The organism is Actinoplanes sp. CA-142083 (assembly GCF_050942195.1).
Classification (GTDB): Bacteria; Actinomycetota; Actinomycetes; order Mycobacteriales; family Micromonosporaceae; genus Actinoplanes.
Window position 1 is genome coordinate 3304627 of the sequence record NZ_CP192076.1, and the last position, 19089, is coordinate 3323715.

Sequence of the window (19089 nt, forward strand, 5' to 3'; positions counted from 1 at the left end):
CCTCGCCGATCGGCGATCACGGCGGCGAAAGCCGTCGGAGGCCCGCTCCGCGCCGTCGTCGATTCCCGTCGGGCCGTCGATCGACGACCCACATGAGATCCGATACTTCCGCCGTTTCGCACCGTCTTCGCCGACGCGGATTACAAGGCCGTCAGGCGGCTGGGCGAGGAATATCTCTCGCGTAACCCCAGATCGGTGTCCTAGCTCGCCAGCCGTAACGAGGAACCGTCGCGGACGTCCGCCAGGTAGGCGGCCAGTGCCGTGGGGTCAGCGTGCTCTCCCCGCAGAAGCGGCTCAGTCAGATTTTCCCGCTCGGCATCGGGCAGCGGCTCCAGCGCGATCCGGAAGCCGAACACGGCGGCGATCTCCGCCAGCGTGCCGAGGGTGGGGTTCACATGGCCCGCGGTCAGCAGGCGCCGGATGGCATCCGGGTTCGTTCCGATCGCGCGGGCCAGGGCGGCCTTGGACAGGCCGGCCGCGGTCCGGGCGTCGTCGAGCTCGTTGATGATCCGGTCCACGGGTTCGGATCAAGTAAATGACGATTCGACCGCGCGCAACACCGTGGATCCTGGCCTGGCGGGCGAGCAGACGGCGGTGACGGCCGCGGGCCGCACCACTGGGCCGGCGCTGAGTTCACCGTGGACGGCGGATTGACCACGACCCTCTGAGTTGCTTTTCCCGACGCAAGTTCAATCTTTGCAAAGAACAGTCTCGATATTGCGTGACTGTGTCGCGGACGTTACGGTCGGCCTAGTTCCTCAGGTACCCCGCTCCATGCGTCCCGGTCTGGCGTCCCCTCTGCCAGAGCGGTCCTCGGCATGGGCGACATCCCCGGTCGTCCGTCGAAAGCGAGCAACACCAATGACCAGACGAAGGCTTGGCGCCGCACTTGTCGGCGCCGCGCTGCTCGGCCCTCTGCTGTACGCGAGCCCGGCCCTCGCCGCTGCCACCGGCGGCGTCGGCGCGACACTTCCCTACGTGGAGGTTCAGGCCGAGAACGCGACCACGAACGGCACGATCATCGGTCCGTCGGCGGCCTACAACACGCTCCCGTCGGAGGCGTCCTACCGCAAGGCGGTGACCCTCAACTCCGGGCAGTACGTCGAGTTCACCTCGCCGGTCGCCACCAACTCGTTCGTGTTCCGGTACAGCATCCCGGACTCGTCGGGCGGCTCGGTCTACACGACGCCGATCAACTTTTCGATCAACGGGGCCGGGTCGACGGCGTTCACCCTGACCAACGCGTACAGCTGGTTCTACGGCGGATATCCGTTCACCAACTCGCCCGGCAGCAACCCGCACCACTTCTACGACGAGGCGCACCGGCTCTTCCCGACCTCGTATCCGGCCGGCACCAAATTCCGGTTAACCGCCACCACGACCACCACGGTGGACCTGGCCGACTTCGAGAGCGTCGCGGGCGCCCTCGGTCAGCCGTCCGGCTCGGTCTCGGTGACCAGCAAGGGCGCGGATGCGACCGGCGCGGGCGACTCGACCGCGGCGTTCAACTCGGCGATCCAGTCGGCCGGCGCGGGCGGCACGGTGTGGATTCCGGAGGGCACTTTCAAGGTGCCGGGGCATATCGCCGTTAACAACGTGACGATCAAGGGCGCCGGCATGTGGCGCTCGACCGTGGTCGGCGCGGCGCCGGGCTTCTATGGAAACGACGCGCCCAACGCGAGCACGAACGTTCACCTCGCCGACTTCGCGATCTTCGGTGACGTGCAGGAGCGCAACGACGGCGCGCAGGTGAACGCGGTCGGCGGCGCGATGAGCAACTCGACCGTCGATCGGCTCTGGATCGAGCACCTCAAGGTCGGCGCCTGGATGGACGGCCCGATGGACAACCTCGTCTTCTCGGGCATGCGGATCCGCAACGTCACCGCCGACGGCGTCAACTTCCACAAGGGCGTGACCAACTCCAAGGTCACCAACTCGGACATCCGCAACACCGGCGACGACGGCCTGGCGACCTGGTCGGAGGCGGTGGCCGACGCGAACGACTCGTTCGACCACAACACCGTGCAGTACCCGATCCTCGCCAACGGCATCGCCATCTACGGCGGTCACGACAACTTCGTCACCGACAACCGCGTGATCGACTCGGGCCTCACCCAGGGTGGCGGCATCCACGTCGCGCAGCGTTTCGCGTCCACGACCCTCGGCCGCACCGACGTGCTGCGCAACACGATCATCCGGTCCGGCAGCCTCGACCCGAACTGGCAGTTCGGCGTCGGCGCGCTCTGGTTCGACGCCCGCGACGGCGCGATGACCGGCCTGACCAACGTCGACAACATCCTGATCCAGCAGAGCCCGTTCGAAGCCATCCAGTTCGTCTCCGGCTCGCAGATCTCCAACGTCAAGATCAACAACGCGACGATCCAGAACACCGGCTCGTACGTGGTGCAGGAGCAGGTCGGCGGGTCGGCGACCATCTCCAACAGCACCGCCACCGGCACCCAGGGCCCGGCGGCCGTCTACAACTGCGGCGTCGGCTTCACGCTGACCGACGGCGGCGGCAACTCCGGGATCTTCGGGTCGACCGCCTGCACCCAGGTCACGAACCCGGCGTTCCCGCCCTACCTGCCGGACAACGGCTCGTTGATCTCGATCTCGCCGACGACACTCGGCTTCGGCACGGTCGCGACCGGCTCGACCAGCGCCGCGCAGGCGGTCACCGTCACCAACTCGGGCTCCGCCGCCGCACCGGTCAGCGGGATCTCGATCACCGGCGACTTCTCGCAGACCAACACGTGCGGTAGCTCCATCGCGGCCGGCGGCTCCTGCACCGTGACCGTCCGCTTCGCACCCACCGCAGCCGGCTCGCGCACCGGCAACCTCACGGTCACGGCGTCCGGCATCACCAACACGATCCCGCTCTCCGGCACCGGCGTCGCGCCCGGCCCGATCCTGACCGCCAGCCCGTCGAGCCTCTCCTTCCCCGGCACGGTCGTCGGCGCCACCAGCGCCGCGCAGGCGATCACGGTCACCAACACCGGCACCACCGCGGCGACCGTCTCCGGCGTCACCGCAAGCGGTGACTTCACGCAATCCAACACCTGCGGGTCGGTTGCGGTGGGTGCTTCCTGCACGGTCACCGTCACCTTCAAACCCACCACGTCGGGTACGCGTACCGGCAGCGTCACGCTGTCCAGCAACGCCAACAACAACCCCGTCACGGTCGCGCTCACCGGCAGCGGGATCGGCAGCACCACCAACGTCGCGGCCGGCCGCCCGGCCACCGCCAGCTCCCAGGTCAACTCGACGCAGGCGGCCACGACCACCACGGACGGCGACGCGAACACCTATTGGGAGAGCGTGAACGGCGCGTTCCCGCAGTGGCTCCAGGTCGACCTCGGCTCCCCGTACGCGATCGGGAAGTTGACTTTGAAGTTGCCGCCGTCCTCCGCCTGGGCGACCCGCACCCAGACCTTGTCGGTGCTGACCAGCACCGACGGCTCGAGCTTCGGCACCGCCGTGGGCTCGGCCACCTACACCTTCAATCCCGCGTCCGGCAACACGGCGAGCATCACCGTGCCCGGCACCAGCGCCCGCTACGTGCGGGTCAACATCACGGCGAACTCCGGCTGGCCGGCCGGCCAGATCTCCGAGCTCGGGGTCTATCCCGCAGGTTCGTCTCCCTCCGGGCCGTCCTTGAGCGCCAACCCTGGCTCGCTCACCTTCGGTTCGCAGGCGCTGAACACCACCAGCGCCGGCCAGCAGGTCACCGTCACCAACAGTGGCAACGCCGCCGCTACCTCCTTCGCGGTGGCAGTCAACGGCGACTACGCCCAGTCCAACACCTGCGGCACGTCCCTGGCGGCCGGCGCCTCCTGCACGGCCACCGTGACCTTCCGCCCCACCGCCTCCGGCACCCGCACCGGCACGCTCACCGCCTCCGGCGGCGGCGCCAGCACCGCGGTCACCCTGACCGGCACCGGCGCCGGCACCACCAGCACCAACCTGGCCGCCGGCAAGCCCACCAGCGAGTCCAGCCACAACGACGTCTACCCGTCCGGCAATGTCACCGACGCCGACCAGAACACCTATTGGGAGAGCACCAACAACGCCTTCCCGCAATGGGTGCAGGTCGACCTGGGCTCCGCCCAGAGCGCCTCCCGCGTAGTCCTGCAGTTGCCGACCGGCTGGGGCTCCCGCACCGAGACCCTTTCGGTCCAGGGCAGCACCAACGGTTCGACCTGGTCGACGCTCAAGGCCTCGGCCGGCTACACCTTCAACCCGTCCGCCAACAACACCGTGACCATCACCTTCACGGCGAGCACTCAGCGCTACTTCCGCCTGAACATCACCGGCAACTCCGGCTGGCCGGCGGGCCAGATCTCCAGCTTCCAGATCTGGAACAGCTGACCAAGTAAGCGAGCGCCCCGGGGTTCCTTTGAGCCCCGGGGCGCTCCACCGTCTAAAGCTGAGGCGGCCAGGACCGCCAACGATCGGCGGTCGGCGGCGCCGCCTCGATCACCTCGCGCAGCATCTGCGCCACCTCGCGAAGAAACTGAAGCGCAGCCGCATCGGACGTGTCGTCGAGCACCCAGTTGGCATCCCAGGCGACGAGGTGCGCGAGAGCCCCCGGCTCAGCCGGCGGATCCGCAATGACCCGCTCGAGCGCCCACAGCTCCCGTTGATGCGAACGGATGTTCACCTGCGCCAACTGCGCGAGGTTGTCGCGGGCTTCCTCGAGGTCGGCGGCGTCGCCGATCTCGGTCGCGAGAAAGCTGCGGACGGTCTCCATCGGCGGCACTGCCAGGAGTTCTTCGGCCCGCCTCCGTAGCTGCTCACGGATCTGCGAGGAATCCATGCAATCACCCTAACGCCGCCGGGAAGGAGGTCTTGATGTACACATCCGGCGGATCGGAGCCGGGAACGACCTTGAGGACGAGGCGCACAGCACTGGTGGTGACGTATTGCGCCTGAGGTGGACCGGCGCCGCCCATGCCGCGGTTGACGAAGCCCTCGCCGATACGGTGCCCGGCGTCGAAGACCGCCTCGTGCTTTCCCTCGATCGCCAGGTCGGAGCGAATCCGCTGCCAGTTGCTGCTGACGTACTCGTTGATCGTCCGGTGCATCGTCGTCCAGTCGAGCCATCTCGTCGACGCGTTGGCCGCGTGCGGCCACCCGTCGCCGTAGATGCGGCCCTCAATGGTCTTCACGTCCGGGATGCTCCGGAGCGGCACTCCGGGGCCATGGTCGCGTGACGTGTGGGCATTCTGTGCGGTGTGGGAGCTGTCGTTGGCGACGACATTGAACTTCAGCGGGTCATCGCTGAGGTTGCCGTAGTTGGTCTCCCACCGGCTCAGCTGGATGTCGTCGTCGCTGCGAGCAGCGGACGGCGCCGGCGGTCCCGGCGGGAGAGGGCCGGCTCCGCCGTCGGCGGTGGGTCGGCCGTGGCTGCATACCGCGGCGACCCACCGCTCAGCCTCGGCGACGCTCCCAGGCCCGCCGCTACCGCCGGCGCCATGAGGTCGCGGCGGCGGCCCGCCCTCGTCCGGTGGGTCTTCGCCGCCGCCGTGGGGGGACCGCGGTCGGGGAGGCATCGACAGATAACGCTAGGTGTATCTGTCAAGTGCGCAGCGCTACGGCCGCTCCCGGAGTGGCCCGTAGTTGGCGCGGAACATCCTCTCCCCAAACCGACGCAGCACCAGATTGCGCACCGGCCCCGGTAGCGACCGGCTCCGGTCGCGCCGGTGGGTCTGTGCTCGCACCCACTCCGTACGCGGTCGCCGCCGCTCCTCGAAAGCCCGCAACGCCCCCTCGATCGTGTCGGATCGGGACAGGGCCGCTGCCAGCACCAAGGCGTCCTCCACCGCCATCGCCGCGCCCTGCGCCATGTTGGGCGACGTGGCGTGGGCCGCGTCGCCGATCAGCGTGACCACCCCGCGCGACCAGCGGGGGAGCGCTACCTCTTCAAGAGGCGCCCGGTGGGCCTCGGGCGCGTTGGCCAGCAGCTTCGGCACCGGATCGGCGAACGCCTCGACGTCGCCCTCGGTGTAGCAGTACACCTGCCCGTCGCCGATCGGGATGGTCAGGAAGGCGGCGTTCCGCCCCAGCATCAGCGACCAGACCGGCGACGTGTCGGGCCACGGCACCACGAAACGGCGGCATTGGAAGCCCAACGGCCGCGCGGAAACGCCGATCAGGATCTGCCGCACCGAGGAGTGCACGCCGTCCGCCCCGATCACCAGGTCATATTCCAAGACGCTGCCGTCGGCGAGGACGACCGAGCCGGAAGAGTCGACCGAGGACACCGTGCATGACCAGCGCACGAGCACGTCGGCAAGCAGGGCCTGGTGCAGTGAAGCCCGGTGCGTCGCCAGACATGGGCCGACCCCGTGCCACAGCGAATCCACCGGCAGGTCCATCAGCGGGCGGCCCCGGTGGTCGCTGATCGTTTGTCGCTTGATCTCGGCGGCCCGGAAGCCCGTGACGCCCAGGGAAGTGAGCGCCCGCACCGCGTTCCCGGGCAGGTAGATCCCCGCGCCCTCAGTCCGAGCGGCCGCCGCGCGCTCCACGACCTCGACGTCCGCGCCCCACGCGCGCAGCGTCCGCGCCGCCGCCAGGCCGGCGATCCCGGCCCCCACCACCAGCACCTTCACCCCGTGTCCTCGCATGCGACCGAAGCTAGGCGTGCCACCTTCCCGAATCCTTATCGGACTTCTTCCGCCAGCACCGCGATCGCTGCGTCGAGGCCGGCCGCGGCGCCGTCACGCCAGGCCGCGTCGAAGGCCGCCGCGGGGAGCGCGTCACGCCCGGCGGACACGAGCGCTTCGAACCAGACCTTGAGGAAGGGCATCCATCCGGCCGCGACTGACTCACGCGCCGTCTCGGCCGAGGCCGCAAGCCATATCGTACGGGATAAATCGCCCCGAAACGCAGCAACCTCCGCCCCCATCTGCAGGCAGATCGACAGTCCCCACCGATGGTCGAGGCTACGGAATCCGGAGATCGCCGCCCGCAGCTCATCAACGCCCCCGGCATGGTCGCCGGTTCGCCACGCAGCCCCGGACCGGACGATGTGGATCCACGCCAGCCCTTCCGGATTCCCGGCCGCGAGCAGATCCGCCTCGCCCTCGTCGCACCGCTCGATCGCCGCCGCGAACCGCGACCGGGCGAGATCGGTGGCCCCGAGATACATCAGCGCGAACCCGGCCTGCCCCCGATCCCCGGCCGCCCGCGCCTGCCGCACCGACTCTTCCAGCACCGCAACCGCCCGCGCCGTGTCCCCGCCGTAGAAGGCAGCCAGCCCCGACGTGGTCAGCGCCCGCGCGGCACCCGCCACATCGCCGGCCTCCCGGCTGAGCGACGCCGACTCCTCGGCCGCCAAGGCTCCCGCCGCGAAGTCCCCTTGAATCACCGCCAGCCCGGCCGCACTGTCCAACGCCCGCGCCCGCACCAACGGCGGCACCCCCGGCCGCAGCGCCAGCGCCCGGCTCAGCCACTCCCGCCCTTCGCGGTAGTGCCCATGCCGATCCCACAACGGATACAGCGACCCGGCCAGCCGCACCGCCGTTCCCGCGTCCCCACGCGAGAGAGACCACTCGAGCGCCGCCCGGATGTTCCCGTGTTCCGCCTCGAGCCGCCGCAGCCAAACGGGTTCCTCCACCCCGCGCAGCCCTCGCCGAGCAGAAGAGACAACCCCCAACGTGTACGCCGCATGGCGATCCCGCACGTCGTCGGCCACCGTGTGCGAGAGCGCATACGCCCGCACCGTCTCCAGGAGCCGATAGCGCGCCCCATCCCCACTCACGAGCGACTTCTCGACAAGCCCCGCCAGCGTCCCGGCGACCGACTGGCCGCCGCCCGCGCCGCCGTCGCCCGCGCCGTCGCCCGCGTCGCCGTCGCCCGCGCCGTCGCCCGCGTCGCCGTCGCCCGCGCCGCAGGTGTCGCCGGCGCTGCCCGCGCTCGCGCCGACCGCCTCGGCCGCTTCGAGCGTGAAGCCGCCCACGAAGACACCGAGCCGATCGAACAACCGCCGCGCCGGCGGATCGAGCAGGTCATAGCTCCAGTCGAGAACGGCCCGCAGCGTCCGGTGCCGCGGCGAGGCCGTCCGGCTTTCCCCGGCGAGCACCCCGAACCGGTCGCCCATCCGCTCGGCCACCTGCTCAGCACCCAGCGCGGCAACCGCTGAGGCGGCCAGCTCGATCGCGAGCGGCAGCCCATCAAGCCGACGACAGATCCGCGCGGCCGCCTCGGTGTGGGGGAGGTCGGTGGCGAAGTCCGCGACTCGCGCGGTCAGCAACCGCACCGCGTCGGCCGTTTCGAGACCACCGACGGGCCATAGCTGCTCGCCGGTAACGCCGAGGTGCTCCCGACCCGTAGTCAAGATTCGCAGGCGGGGGCACGTCGCCAGCAGGTGGGAGGCGAGCGTGGCGACGCCGTCCAGGAGGTGTTCGCAGTTGTCCAGCACCAGCAGGCCGGACGTGTCGCGCAGGCGGTCGGCTATCAGCGACGTGAGCGTTCTCTGCGGATGCTCGCGCACGCGCAGCGCGGCCGCCACCGCCGGCGCCACCTGGGAAGCCCGGGTGAGCGCGGCGAGCTCGACGAACCAGGCCGGCCGGCCCGATGCGACCTCCACCGCCAAGCGGCTCTTGCCGGCGCCGCCCACGCCGGTCAGCGTGACCAGCCGGCCGGCGCGCAGGCGGGCACGGATCCCGGCCAGGTCGCGCTCCCGGCCGACGAAGCTGGTCAGCGGCGCGGCGATCGGCGCGGGCAGGTCGAGCGCGGGGTCCCGGCGCAGGATCGCGGTGTGCAGCCTGGTGGCGGCGGGAGCCGGGTCCACACCGAGCTCTTCGGCGAGGATCGCGCGCCCCTGTTCGTACGTGTGAAGGGCCTCCGCCTGGCGCCCGCACCGATGAAGCGCAAGCATCAGACGCTCGCGCAACCCCTCGCGCAGCGGATGGTCGGTGACCAGCGCGCTCAGCTCGGCCACGACCAGAGCATGCCGGCCGAGCGCCAGATCGGCCGTGAGCCGGTCCTCGAGCGCCTGCAACCGCAGCGCCTCGAGCCGGACCGCCTCGGCGCGCGCGAACGGCTCGCCCGCGAACTCGCCGAACGCGGGACCGTGCCACTTGGCCAGGCCCTCGCCGAGGCGGTCGCGAGCCAGGGCGACGTCACCGGAGCTGAGCGCCTCTGCTCCCGAATCAAAAAGGCGTTCGAAGACCCGGGCGTCCAGCTCGTCGTCGGCGACGATCAGGCGGTAGCCGCCGTCACCCGAGAGCGGGCCGGGATGGTCCGGCCGGAGCGCGGCGCGCAGCTCGCTGACCCGTACGTGAATCATCTCGCCCGCGCTGCGCGGTGGATCGTCGCCCCACAGCGCCTCGGTAAGCCGGTCGGCCGAGACTGTCTCGCCCGGCTGGACCAGGAGCGCGGCCAGGAGCCGCCGGTGCCGCGGGCCACCGAGCGGTAGCGGCGTTCCCGCCCGCACCGCCCGCACCGTCCCGAGGACCTGGAACTCCAAGCGCTAACTCTCCGTGAGGACGCCGTCCGATTCGCGGTACTCGGCGCCGGTGGAGGGGCAGACCCACAGGCCGTCGCCCTTGGCGGTCAGCGGCTGCCCCGCGCGGCCGACCCAGCCGATGCGGCGGGCCGGAACCCCGACAACCAGGGCGAAGTCGGGCACGTCCTTGGTGACCACCGCGCCGGCCGCGACCAGGGCCCAGCGTCCCACGCTGACCGGCGCCACGCACACCGCCCGGGCGCCGATCGCCGCGCCCTCGCCGATCGTCACGCCGACCGCGTGCCAGTCGTCGCCGGTCTTGAGGCGGCCGTCGGGGGTGACGGCGCGCGGGTACTGGTCGTTGGTCAGCACCGCGGCCGGGCCGATGAAGACGCCGTCGGCGAGGCGGGCCGGCTCGTAGACCAGGGCGTGGTTCTGCAGCTTCACGTTGTCGCCGATGACGACGCCAGGGCCGACGTACGCGCCGCGGCCGATGTTGCAATTGTCCCCGAGGGTCGCGTCCTCGCGGATCTGGGCGAGATGCCAGACCCGGGTCCCGGCACCGATCGTGGCCCGCTCGTCGACGTCGGCGGTCGGCGCGACGGTGACGCCGTCGCGGGCGGGATCGGTCATGGCGGGGTACCTCCACGGGAGTCGGTGAACCGGCGTCGAGGGTAGTGCGGACCGACGGCCACCAGTGGTCGGAAATCCGACGAACTGGCCAAAGGTCCGCCACCGGAGGACCGACAGTCGCACCGGCGGCAACCGAAGGTACCGGACTGACCTCCCGGCTCCGCCGGATTTCCGTCAGCGCTCTGGCGGCGGACCGCGTGGGATCGATAACTTGCCGTCGACCCGGCGTCGGGTGTGCGCACGCGCGCCCCCGCTTTACCGACGAAGCCGACGAAGCCTCGGCTTCCAGAACGAAACGGATGTCTGTGACACCTCCGCTTCCCGTGTCTGACGAACCGATCGGAATCGCCGTCGTCGGGGCCGGCTACTGGGGCCCCAACCTCGTCCGCAACTTCCAGGCGTCGCCGGCCTTCCGGCTGCGCTGGCTGTGCGACCTCGACGTGGACCGCGCCAAGCGGGTGCTCGGCGGCTACTCGACCGTCCAGGTCTCGGGTGACCTCGACGAGGTGCTCGCCGACCCCGAGGTGAAGGCGGTGGCCATCGCCACCCCGGCCGGCACGCACCTGCCGGTCGCCATGGCCGCCCTGCGCGCCGGCAAGCACGTGCTGGTCGAGAAGCCCCTCGCGGCCACCCACGAGCAGGGCCTGCAGCTGGTCGAGGAGGCCGAGAAGCGCGGCCTCACGCTGATGACCGACCACACCTTCTGCTACACCCCGGTGGTGCTGCGGATCCGCGAGATGCTGCACTCCGGCGAGCTCGGCGATCTGCACTTCCTCGACTCCGTACGGATCAATCTCGGTCTTGTGCAGCGCGACATCGACGTGGTCTGGGACCTCGCGCCGCACGACCTGTCCATTCTCGACTTCGTGCTGCCGCCGGGCGTCCGCCCGGTGGCCGTGGCGGCCCACGGCGCCGACGGCATCGGCGCCGGCCGGGCCTGCGTGGCATATCTCACGCTGCAGCTGAACACCGGCGCGATCGCGCACATCCACGTCAACTGGCTGTCCCCGGTGAAGGTCCGCACGACCATCTTCGGCGGCTCGAAGCGCACCCTGGTCTGGGACGACCTGAACCCCAGCCAGCGCCTGGCCATCTACGACCGCGGCGTCGACGTGGCCTCGCCGGACGAGCTCGGCGACGAGCAGCGGCGCGACATTCTCGTCTCCTACCGCTCCGGCGACATGGTCGCCCCGGCGCTGGTCGAGCGCGAGGCGTTGCGCACCATGGTCGAGGAGTACGCGCGGGCCATCACCACGGGCACGCCGGCGCTGACCGACGGCCGGGCCGGGCTGCGTGTGCTCGAGATCCTCCAGGCCGCCTCGCGCAGCCTGGCCGAGGGCGGAACCATGATCAAGCTCAACGAAGGGCACATGGCGTGACGGGCGTACAGATCGAGGGCTCGCGGGCCCTCGTCACCGGCGGTGCGGGCACGATCGGCTCGCACGTCGTCGACGAACTCATCCGGGGCGGGGCGGCCGAGGTCGTCGTGCTCGACAACTTCGTGCGCGGCCGCCGCGAAAACCTGGCGTGGGCGCTGGAGAACGGTTCGGTCACCCTGGTCGAGGGCGACATTCGAGACCAGGCACTCGTACGGGAGGTGACCGCCGGCAAGGATCTGGTCTTCCACCTCGCCGCGATCCGCATCACCCAGTGCGCCGAGGAGCCGCGTCTGGCCAACGAGGTGCTCGTCGACGGCACGTTCAACGTTGTCGAGGCCGCCGCCGAGGCGGGTGTGAAGAAGCTCATCGCCTCGTCGTCCGCCTCCGTCTACGGCCTGGCCGAGGAGTTCCCGACTACCGAGCGGCACCACCCGTACAACAACGACACGTTCTACGGCGCCGCCAAGGCCTTCAACGAGGCCACCCTGCGCAGCTTCCACGCGATGAAGGGCCTCGACTACGTCGCCCTGCGCTACTTCAACGTGTACGGCCCGCGGATGGACATCTACGGCCTGTACACCGAGGTGCTGATCCGCTGGATGGAGCGCATCGAGTCGGGCACCCCGCCGCTGATCCTCGGCGACGGCCTGCAGACCATGGACTTCGTCCACGTCGCCGACATCGCCCGCGCCAACATCCTGGCGGCCCGGGCCGACGTCACCGACGAGGTCTTCAACATCGCCAGCGGTTCGGAGACGAGCCTCAAGGAGCTCGCGCAGGCTCTCAGCGACGTCATGAAGTCCGACCTCGCTCCGGAGCACGGCCCCGCCCGTGCCGTCAACGGCGTCACCCGCAGGCTGGCCAGCACCACCGCCGCCGAGGAGAAGATCGGCTTCCGGGCCGCCATCGACCTGAACGAGGGCCTGCAGGGCCTCGTCGACTGGTGGCGGACGTCGAAATGAGCGAGCAGCGCAAGATCCCGGTCATGATCCCCATGCTGGGGGAGGAGGAGGCCCAGGCCGCCGCCGAGGCCGTCCGCTCCGGCTGGGTCGCCCAGGGCCCGCGGGTCGCCAAGTTCGAGCAGGAGTTCGCCTCGTTCGTCGGCGCCGGCAACGGTGTCGCGGTCAGCTCCTGCACGACCGGCCTGCACCTGGCCCTCGTGCTGCTCGGCATCGGCCCCGGCGACGAGGTCGTCGTGCCGTCGCTCTCGTTCATCGCGACGGCGAACGCGGTCCGCTACGTCGGCGCGACCCCGGTCTTCGCCGATGTCGAGCTGGCCACCGGCAACCTCACCGTCGAGACGATCGACGCGGTCCGCACCCCGCGCACGCGGGCGGTCATCGCCGTGCACCAGGGCGGCGTCCCGTTCGACACCGTCGCGCTGCGCAAGGCCACCGACGACTGGGGCATCGGCCTGGTAGAGGACGCCGCCTGCGCGGCGGGCTCGACCGCGTACGGGCAGCCGGCCGGCGCCGGGGCCGCGGTGGCCGCCTGGTCGTTCCACCCCCGCAAGGTCATCACGACCGGCGAGGGCGGCATGATCACCGTCGACGACGCCGACCAGGCCGCCCGCCTGCGCCGGCTGCGCGAGCACGGCATGAACGTGTCCGCCGCCGACCGGCACGCCAGCAAGCAGCCGGTGCTCGAGGCGTACCTCGAGACCGCCTACAACTACCGGATGACCGACATCCAGGCCGCCGTCGGCCTGGTGCAGCTCGGCCGGCTCCCCGGCCTGGTCGCCCAGCGGCGCGAGCTGGCCGCCCGCTACCACGAGCTGCTGGCCGGCATCGACGGCCTGGTCCCGGTGCGCGACCCGGAGTACGGCACGACCAACTACCAGTCGTTCTGGGTGCTGCTCGACGGCTTCCCGGCCGGCCGGGACGAGGTCCTCGCCGAGCTGGCCGCCCGGGGCGTCTCGGCCCGCCGCGGCATCATGGCGGCCCACCTCGAGCCGGCCTACGCCGACATGGCCCCGGTCTCGCTGCCGGTCACCGAGCGGCTCACCCGCGACTCGCTGATCCTGCCGCTGCACCACGCGCTGACCGCCGACGACCAGGACTACATCGTCGGCATCCTGCGCGACCTGGCGGGCCGGTGAAGGACCTCGTCATCGTCGGAGCCGGTGGCTTCGCCCGCGAGACGGCCGCCGCGGCAGCGGCGGCCGGCTTCCGGGTCCTCGGCTTCCTCGACGACAACCCGGACCTGCACGGCACGGTCCGCTCCGGCCTGCCGATCCTCGGCGAGGTCTCCCGCGTGCTCGACATGCCGGAGGCCGCCGTCGTGGTCTGCGTCGGCAACCCCCGCAACTACACCGCCCGGCGGAAGATCGTCGAGCGGCTCGGCCTGCCCGCCCACCGGTACGCCACGGTCCTGCACCCGAGCGTCTCGATCGGCGCCGGCTGCGACGTCGGCCCGGGCAGCGTGCTGCTGGCCGGCACGGTGCTCACCGCCGACGTCGAGGTCGGCTCGCACGTGGCGGTCATGCCGCAGGCGGTGCTCACCCACGACGACCGGATCGAGGACTACGCCACCATCGCCTCCGGCGTCCGGCTCGGCGGCGGCGCGGTGCTCGAGACCGGCGCCTACGTCGGCGCCGGCGCCCTGGTCCGCGAGGGCGTCCGGGTGGGCGCCTGGTCGCTGATCGGGATGGGCTCCGTCGTGCTGACCGATGTTCCCTCCGAAGAGATCTGGGTCGGCAGTCCGGCCCGCAAACTACGCAGCGCCGATGTGACGGCCTCCCCGAGGAGTTAACGAACCATGACCCGAATCCCGCTCGTCGACCTGGCCGCCGCCCACGCGGAGGTGGCCGAGGAGGTCGAGGTCGGCTTCAAGCGCGTCATCGCCAACACGGCGTTCATCGGCGGCGCCGAGGTGGCCGCGTTCGAGCAGGAGTACGCCGCGTTCTCCGGCGTGCCGCACTGCATCGGCGTCGCGAACGGCACCGATGCCCTCGAGCTCGCGTTCCGTGCGGTCGGCGTCGGCCCCGGCACCGAGGTGATCCTCCCGGCCAACACGTTCATCGCGACGGCCGAGGCGGTCGTGCGTACGGGTGGCAAGGTCGTCCTGGTCGACTGCGACCCCCGTACGTATCTCATCGATGTCGAAGCCGCCCTCGCGGCCATCACGCCGGCCACCCGCGCGATCGCGCCCGTGCACCTCTACGGCCAGATGGCTCCGGTCGAGCAGCTGAAGGCCGGCATCGCCGGCCGCGACATCGCCATCGTCGAGGACGCGGCCCAGTCACAGGGCGCCAAGCGGCACGGCATCAGCGCCGGCGTCGACGGCATCGCCGCGACAAGCTTCTACCCCGGCAAAAACCTAGGCGCGTACGGCGACGCCGGCGCGGTCGTCACCTCTTCTCCGGAATGGGCGGAGACCGTGCGCACACTGGGCAGCCACGGCGGCCTCAAGAAGTACCACCACGACCTGATCGGCGTGAACAGCCGCCTCGACGGCCTCCAGGCCGTCGTGCTGCGCGCCAAGCTGGCCCGCCTCGACGACTGGAACGTCCGCCGCCGCGCGGCCGCCGCCCGCTACGAGCAGCTGCTCGCCGGCCTGGACGTCGTCACCCCGGCGACGCTCGACGGCAACGAGCACGTGTGGCACATCTACTGCGTGCGCGTCCAGCGACGCGACGAGGTGCTGGCCAAGCTCAACGCCGCCGGCATCGGCGCGGGCATCCACTACCCGTTCCCGATCCACAAGACCGGCGCGTTCGGCTACTTGGGCGGCTCGTTCCCGAACGCCGAGGCGACCGCCCCGGAGATCCTGTCCCTGCCGATCTACCCGCAGATCACGCCGGAGCAGCAGGAGCGGGTGGCCGAGGCGCTCGCCGAGGCCCTCCGCTAGCCGTCACGAGACCGGGGAGAAATTCGGGATGGCTTCAGCGCAAGCCTCCGGCGGGGACCGCCGGCTGCCCTCACTGACCGGCCTGCGATTCATCGCGGCGTTCGCCGTCTTTGGGCTCCACGTCTCGGCCACCAAGCTGTTCGTCGACCCGCAAGGAGCGCCGGGCGTCCTCAATTACCTGTTTCGGCAGGGTGCGACGGGTGTCTCGTTCTTCTTCGTGCTCAGCGGTTTCGTGCTGTGCTGGTCGGCCCGGCCCGGCGACACCATGCGCCGCTTCTGGCGTCGCCGGGCGGCGAAGGTCTACCCCAACCACTTCGTCACGGCGTTGGCCGCCCTGATGCTGGCGGTGGTGGCCGGCGCCGTGACGTTCTCGGCCGCCTCCACAAACTTTCTGCTGCTCCAGGCTTGGGTGCCGGACGAGAAGATCTTTTATGGGCTGAACACGCCGAGTTGGTCGCTGTCGTGCGAGGCGTTCTTCTATCTCTGCTTCCCGCTGCTGCTGCGAGCCTTTGACCGGCTGCCGCGGCGCGGGCTGTGGCCGGTGACAGTGGCGGCGTTCGCTGCGGTGTGCCTCATGCCGCTGGTGGCGCTCGCCCTGCCGGACAACCTGCACTACTGGTTCGTGTACGTGTTCCCGGTCGCCCGCATGTTCGAATTCATCATCGGCATCCTGCTCGCCCTGATCCTGCAGAACGATCTCTGGATCCGGCTTCCCGTACTCCCCGCCGCCGCGCTGGCCATAGCCGCCTATTTTGCCTCGGGCTATCTGCCGCTCGGCTTCTCGTACGTGGCCGGCACAGTGGTTCCGCTCGCGTTGCTGATCCCAGCCGTGGCGGCCAGTGACCTTCGCGGCGAACGCTCATTCCTCCGCAATCGCACCATGATTTGGCTCGGCGAGGTGTCCTTCGCCTTCTACCTGGTCCACCAGCTGGCAATCCGCATCGTGGATCGTGCGCTGGGCGACCGCGCGTGGTCCGACCCGGCAGGCATGCTGGTGTCCGTTCTGATGCTGGCGCTCGCCCTGGCCGGGTCATGGGCGCTGTACCGGATCGTCGAGGTGCCGGCGATGGCCCGATTCGCCGGGCGTCGCACTGCGCCCGTGCCGGTCGCGGCGCAGCCGGTTCAGGCAACCTGAACGTCGCACCGTTCCGCCCGATCTGCCACAAGATCGGGCGGAACGGGCCACGGACCCCGACCGGGCACCCGGGTAGCGTCAGCGCTGGCCTGGACCAGGCAGGGAAGGAAGTACGCACGTGTACGTGACGCTCCGGGATCGTCCCGGATCCGACGAACCGGCGGCGGCGGGTAGCACCGTCAAACGGGTCTCGTCGACGGTGGTGCTGCTCGGTGTGGTCAGTCTGCTCACCGACGTTTCGTCGGAGAGCGTGAACTCGGTCCTTCCGCTGTACCTGACCGCCGTGGTCGGGCTCAGCCCCGTTGCGTACGGCTTCCTCGACGGCATGTATCAGGGCGTCAGCGCCTTCGTGCGCCTCGCGGGCGGCTACGCGGCCGACCGGGGCGGCCACCCCAAGTGGGTAGCGGTCGTGGGATACGGGGCCTCGGCCGTCAGCCGCATCGCGATGCTCCCGGCCCACGGCTTCGCCGCGATCACCGGGGTGGTGACCGCAGACCGGCTTGGCAAGGGGCTGCGAACGGCGCCGCGCGACTCGCTCATCGCCGCCTCCAGCGACCCGAAGATGCTCGGCCGGGCGTTCGGCGTGCACCGGATGCTCGACACGGTCGGCGCCGCAATCGGCCCGCTTGTGGCGTTCGCCCTGCTGGCAGCGGTGCCCGGCAGCTATGATTCCATTTTTGTGGTGTCGTTCGCGTTTGCAGCGATCGGCGTCGTGGTGTTGTTGCTGTTCGTGCCCAACATGCGTACCACTGTGTCGGCGGCCCGGGTCGGTTTCCGGATGGTGATGCGAGAGGTGGGCGGCCGGCGGCTCCGCGGCCCGCTGATCGCCGCTACCGTGCTGGGCCTCATGACGGTGGGCGACGGCTTTCTCTACCTCTCCCTCCAGGAGCGCGACGACTTCGCGGCCAAGTACTTCCCGCTGCTCTACGTCGGCACCAACATCGCCTATCTCACACTGGCCATCCCGCTGGGCCGGTTGGCCGACCGGGTCGGCCGCAGCAAGGTTCTGCTGGCCGGGCACGTGGTCCTGATCGGCTGCTATGTGCTGGCCGCCCTGCCCGCCGGTGGCCTCGGGCTCACACTTGTGACGCTGGCGATGCTCGGGGTGTTCTATGCGGCGACCGACGGTGTGCTGCCGGCCCTCATCAGCAAGCTGGTCGCCGCCGACGTACGAGGCAGCGGCATCGCAGCCGCGCAGACCGTCCAGGCAGTGGCCCGGTTCGTCTCGTCGGTGGTGTTCGGTCTGCTCTGGAGCATCCAAGGCCCGACCACATCGCTGGTCCTGTTCACGGCGTTGCTGGCCGCGGCGGTGCCTCTGGCCGCCTGGCTGCTGCGCGGTATCGACCGCTCGCCCGCTGTGGAGGTTGCCGCGTGACCGTGCGGCAGCGTGTCTCTGTCCTGGCCGCAATCTTGGTTCTCGCCGTTCTCGGCTCGGTCGCCTTCGTGTGGAAGGCGCACAGCGACCGGGCCAAGACGCTCTCCTCCGCCCCGGCCGTGGTCACCGGCGGCGACCTCGCCACCGTGAGCAAACAGCCCCGGATGATCTTCCGGAGTACGGCGCTGGGCAGCGAGTACGGTCGGGTCGCGATGGTGCCGTTGTCGAACACGACCGGCCCGCGCACGTTCACGCCTCAGTCCTGCGAGCGCGTTTATGCGACTGCCGTCGACGCGATCTGCCTCTCCGCCGACCGTGGCCTGGTCACCACCTACAAGTCCCAGATCCTCGACAGCTCCTGGTCACCCGCGCACGACCTGCCGCTGACCGGCCTGCCCAGCCGGGCCCGCCTGTCGTACGACGGGTCGCTGGCCGCCACCACCACGTTCGTCTTCGGCGATTCGTATGCCAACCCGGGCAAGTTCTCGACCCGCACGGTGGTCAGCCGGAAGGACGGCACGACCATCGGCGACATCGAAAAGTTCAAGTTGACCGTGGACGGCAAGGTCATCTCCGCGGCCGACAAGAACCTCTGGGGCGTGACCTTCGCCGGCAACGACAACGACTTCTACGCCACGGCCGCCTCAGGCGGGAAGACCTGGCTCGTCAAGGGCAGTTTGTCCGGAAAGACGGTCACTGCCGTACGCGGCGACGTCGAGTGTCCGTCGCTTTCGCCCGACGGCACTCGCATTGCCTTCAAGAAGCACGGTGACTTGCCGGCCGGGAAGTGGCATCTGGCGGTTTACGACCTGCAGACCGGGAAGGAGACGCTGCTGGCCGAGCAGAACAGCGTCGACGACCAGGTCGAGTGGCTCGACAATCAGACGATCGTCTATGGGTTGCCCCGAACCGCTGACAACGGTGCGGCGACCAGCGATATCTGGCAGGTTCCGGCCGACGGCAGCGGTAGCCCGCAAGTGATCGTGCGGGACGCCTGGTCGCCGGTCGTCGTGCGGTGACGTGCGCCGGTAGGGCGTAACCCGCTGCGAACCGACTGCCTGTCTTCCGGATTCGCCCCTCGTAGCGGGTCTGTGATCCGACAAACCTATCCTCAGAAATCGACGATTGTGACGGTGTGCGCGCGGCCGACGCCGGGTGCGTCCTCGCAGGTCGCACCCGATCCATTCCCCGGGTCGACTGAATGGTTGAATCGTGTCCTCCGCTCGGGTGGAGGAAACGATTTTGACGGTCGATTACCACGACCCGC

General features: G+C 70.3%; 15 protein-coding genes. 9 read left to right on the forward strand and 6 right to left on the reverse strand.

Annotated features, from left to right (window positions below; all coding sequences use genetic code 11):
* Positions 1-200: 200 nt before the first annotated feature.
* Entirely contained in the window at positions 201-518 is a 318-nt protein-coding gene (locus tag ACQPZX_RS15175; RefSeq protein WP_433380353.1) for a helix-turn-helix transcriptional regulator, read from the reverse strand.
* Positions 519-861: 343 nt separating this feature from the next.
* Here ACQPZX_RS15175 and ACQPZX_RS15180 point away from each other — a divergent pair, with 343 nt between their 5' ends.
* Positions 862-4368 carry a choice-of-anchor D domain-containing protein gene (locus tag ACQPZX_RS15180; protein WP_433380356.1) on the forward strand — a complete coding sequence of 1169 codons (3507 nt, stop codon included), beginning with the start codon at positions 862-864 and terminating at the stop codon, positions 4366-4368.
* Between the two features lie 52 nt (positions 4369-4420).
* Here ACQPZX_RS15180 and ACQPZX_RS15185 read toward each other — a convergent pair whose 3' ends face one another.
* The 5 genes from ACQPZX_RS15185 to ACQPZX_RS15205 form a co-directional block, all read right to left on the reverse strand.
* Positions 4421-4816, reverse strand: coding sequence for a hypothetical protein (locus ACQPZX_RS15185; RefSeq protein ID WP_433380359.1), 396 nt, complete (start codon positions 4814-4816; stop codon positions 4421-4423).
* Positions 4817-4820: 4 nt separating this feature from the next.
* Complete coding sequence (locus tag ACQPZX_RS15190; protein WP_433380362.1) at positions 4821-5168, reverse strand: hypothetical protein; 348 nt, start codon at positions 5166-5168, stop codon at positions 4821-4823.
* Between the two features lie 423 nt (positions 5169-5591).
* Positions 5592-6626, reverse strand: coding sequence for an FAD-dependent monooxygenase (locus ACQPZX_RS15195; RefSeq protein ID WP_433380365.1), 1035 nt, complete (start codon positions 6624-6626; stop codon positions 5592-5594).
* A 35-nt stretch (positions 6627-6661) separates the two neighbouring features.
* Positions 6662-9472: a BTAD domain-containing putative transcriptional regulator gene (locus ACQPZX_RS15200; RefSeq protein WP_433380368.1), complete on the reverse strand. Its 2811-nt coding sequence runs from the start codon at positions 9470-9472 to the stop codon at positions 6662-6664.
* A 3-nt stretch (positions 9473-9475) separates the two neighbouring features.
* Positions 9476-10084: an acyltransferase gene (locus ACQPZX_RS15205; RefSeq protein ID WP_433380371.1), complete on the reverse strand. Its 609-nt coding sequence runs from the start codon at positions 10082-10084 to the stop codon at positions 9476-9478.
* Positions 10085-10407: 323 nt separating this feature from the next.
* Here ACQPZX_RS15205 and ACQPZX_RS15210 point away from each other — a divergent pair, with 323 nt between their 5' ends.
* The 8 genes from ACQPZX_RS15210 (at position 10408) to ACQPZX_RS15245 (ending at position 18841) form a co-directional block, all read left to right on the forward strand.
* Complete coding sequence (locus ACQPZX_RS15210) at positions 10408-11463, forward strand: Gfo/Idh/MocA family protein (RefSeq protein WP_433380374.1); 1056 nt, start codon at positions 10408-10410, stop codon at positions 11461-11463.
* Positions 11460-12425, forward strand: coding sequence for an NAD-dependent epimerase/dehydratase family protein (locus tag ACQPZX_RS15215; protein ID WP_433380377.1), 966 nt, complete (start codon positions 11460-11462; stop codon positions 12423-12425). The genes ACQPZX_RS15210 and ACQPZX_RS15215 overlap by 4 nt, the downstream gene beginning before the upstream one ends.
* A complete protein-coding gene (locus ACQPZX_RS15220) occupies positions 12407-13561 on the forward strand; it encodes a DegT/DnrJ/EryC1/StrS family aminotransferase (protein WP_433380380.1) in 1155 nt (384 codons plus the stop codon). Before ACQPZX_RS15215 ends, ACQPZX_RS15220 begins: the two co-directional genes overlap by 19 nt.
* Positions 13558-14214: an acetyltransferase gene (locus tag ACQPZX_RS15225; RefSeq protein WP_433380383.1), complete on the forward strand. Its 657-nt coding sequence runs from the start codon at positions 13558-13560 to the stop codon at positions 14212-14214. Before ACQPZX_RS15220 ends, ACQPZX_RS15225 begins: the two co-directional genes overlap by 4 nt.
* Before the next feature lie 6 nt (positions 14215-14220).
* The gene (locus ACQPZX_RS15230) at positions 14221-15312 is read left to right on the forward strand and encodes a DegT/DnrJ/EryC1/StrS family aminotransferase (RefSeq protein ID WP_433380386.1); all 1092 of its coding nucleotides are present in this window, start codon (positions 14221-14223) and stop codon (positions 15310-15312) included.
* A gap of 28 nt (positions 15313-15340) precedes the next feature.
* Complete coding sequence (locus ACQPZX_RS15235) at positions 15341-16447, forward strand: acyltransferase family protein (protein ID WP_433380389.1); 1107 nt, start codon at positions 15341-15343, stop codon at positions 16445-16447.
* Between the two features lie 118 nt (positions 16448-16565).
* Positions 16566-17822: an MFS transporter gene (locus ACQPZX_RS15240; RefSeq protein ID WP_433380392.1), complete on the forward strand. Its 1257-nt coding sequence runs from the start codon at positions 16566-16568 to the stop codon at positions 17820-17822.
* On the forward strand, positions 17819-18841 hold the full coding sequence (locus ACQPZX_RS15245) for a TolB family protein (RefSeq protein ID WP_433380395.1): 1023 nt from the start codon (positions 17819-17821) through the stop codon (positions 18839-18841). The genes ACQPZX_RS15240 and ACQPZX_RS15245 overlap by 4 nt, the downstream gene beginning before the upstream one ends.
* The last annotated feature ends 248 nt before the right edge of the window (positions 18842-19089 follow it).

What these genes read in the sequence shown, in the direction of transcription:
- ACQPZX_RS15180 (WP_433380356.1), top strand. Translation starts at nt 862, where the DNA reads ATGACCAGACGAAGGCTTGGCGCCGCACTTGTCGGCGCCGCGCTGCTC.
- ACQPZX_RS15185 (WP_433380359.1), bottom strand. Translation starts at nt 4,816, where the DNA reads ATGGATTCCTCGCAGATCCGTGAGCAGCTACGGAGGCGGGCCGAAGAA.
- ACQPZX_RS15195 (WP_433380365.1), bottom strand. Translation starts at nt 6,626, where the DNA reads ATGCGAGGACACGGGGTGAAGGTGCTGGTGGTGGGGGCCGGGATCGCC.
- ACQPZX_RS15205 (WP_433380371.1), bottom strand. Translation starts at nt 10,084, where the DNA reads ATGACCGATCCCGCCCGCGACGGCGTCACCGTCGCGCCGACCGCCGAC.
- ACQPZX_RS15230 (WP_433380386.1), top strand. Translation starts at nt 14,221, where the DNA reads ATGACCCGAATCCCGCTCGTCGACCTGGCCGCCGCCCACGCGGAGGTG.
- ACQPZX_RS15235 (WP_433380389.1), top strand. Translation starts at nt 15,341, where the DNA reads ATGGCTTCAGCGCAAGCCTCCGGCGGGGACCGCCGGCTGCCCTCACTG.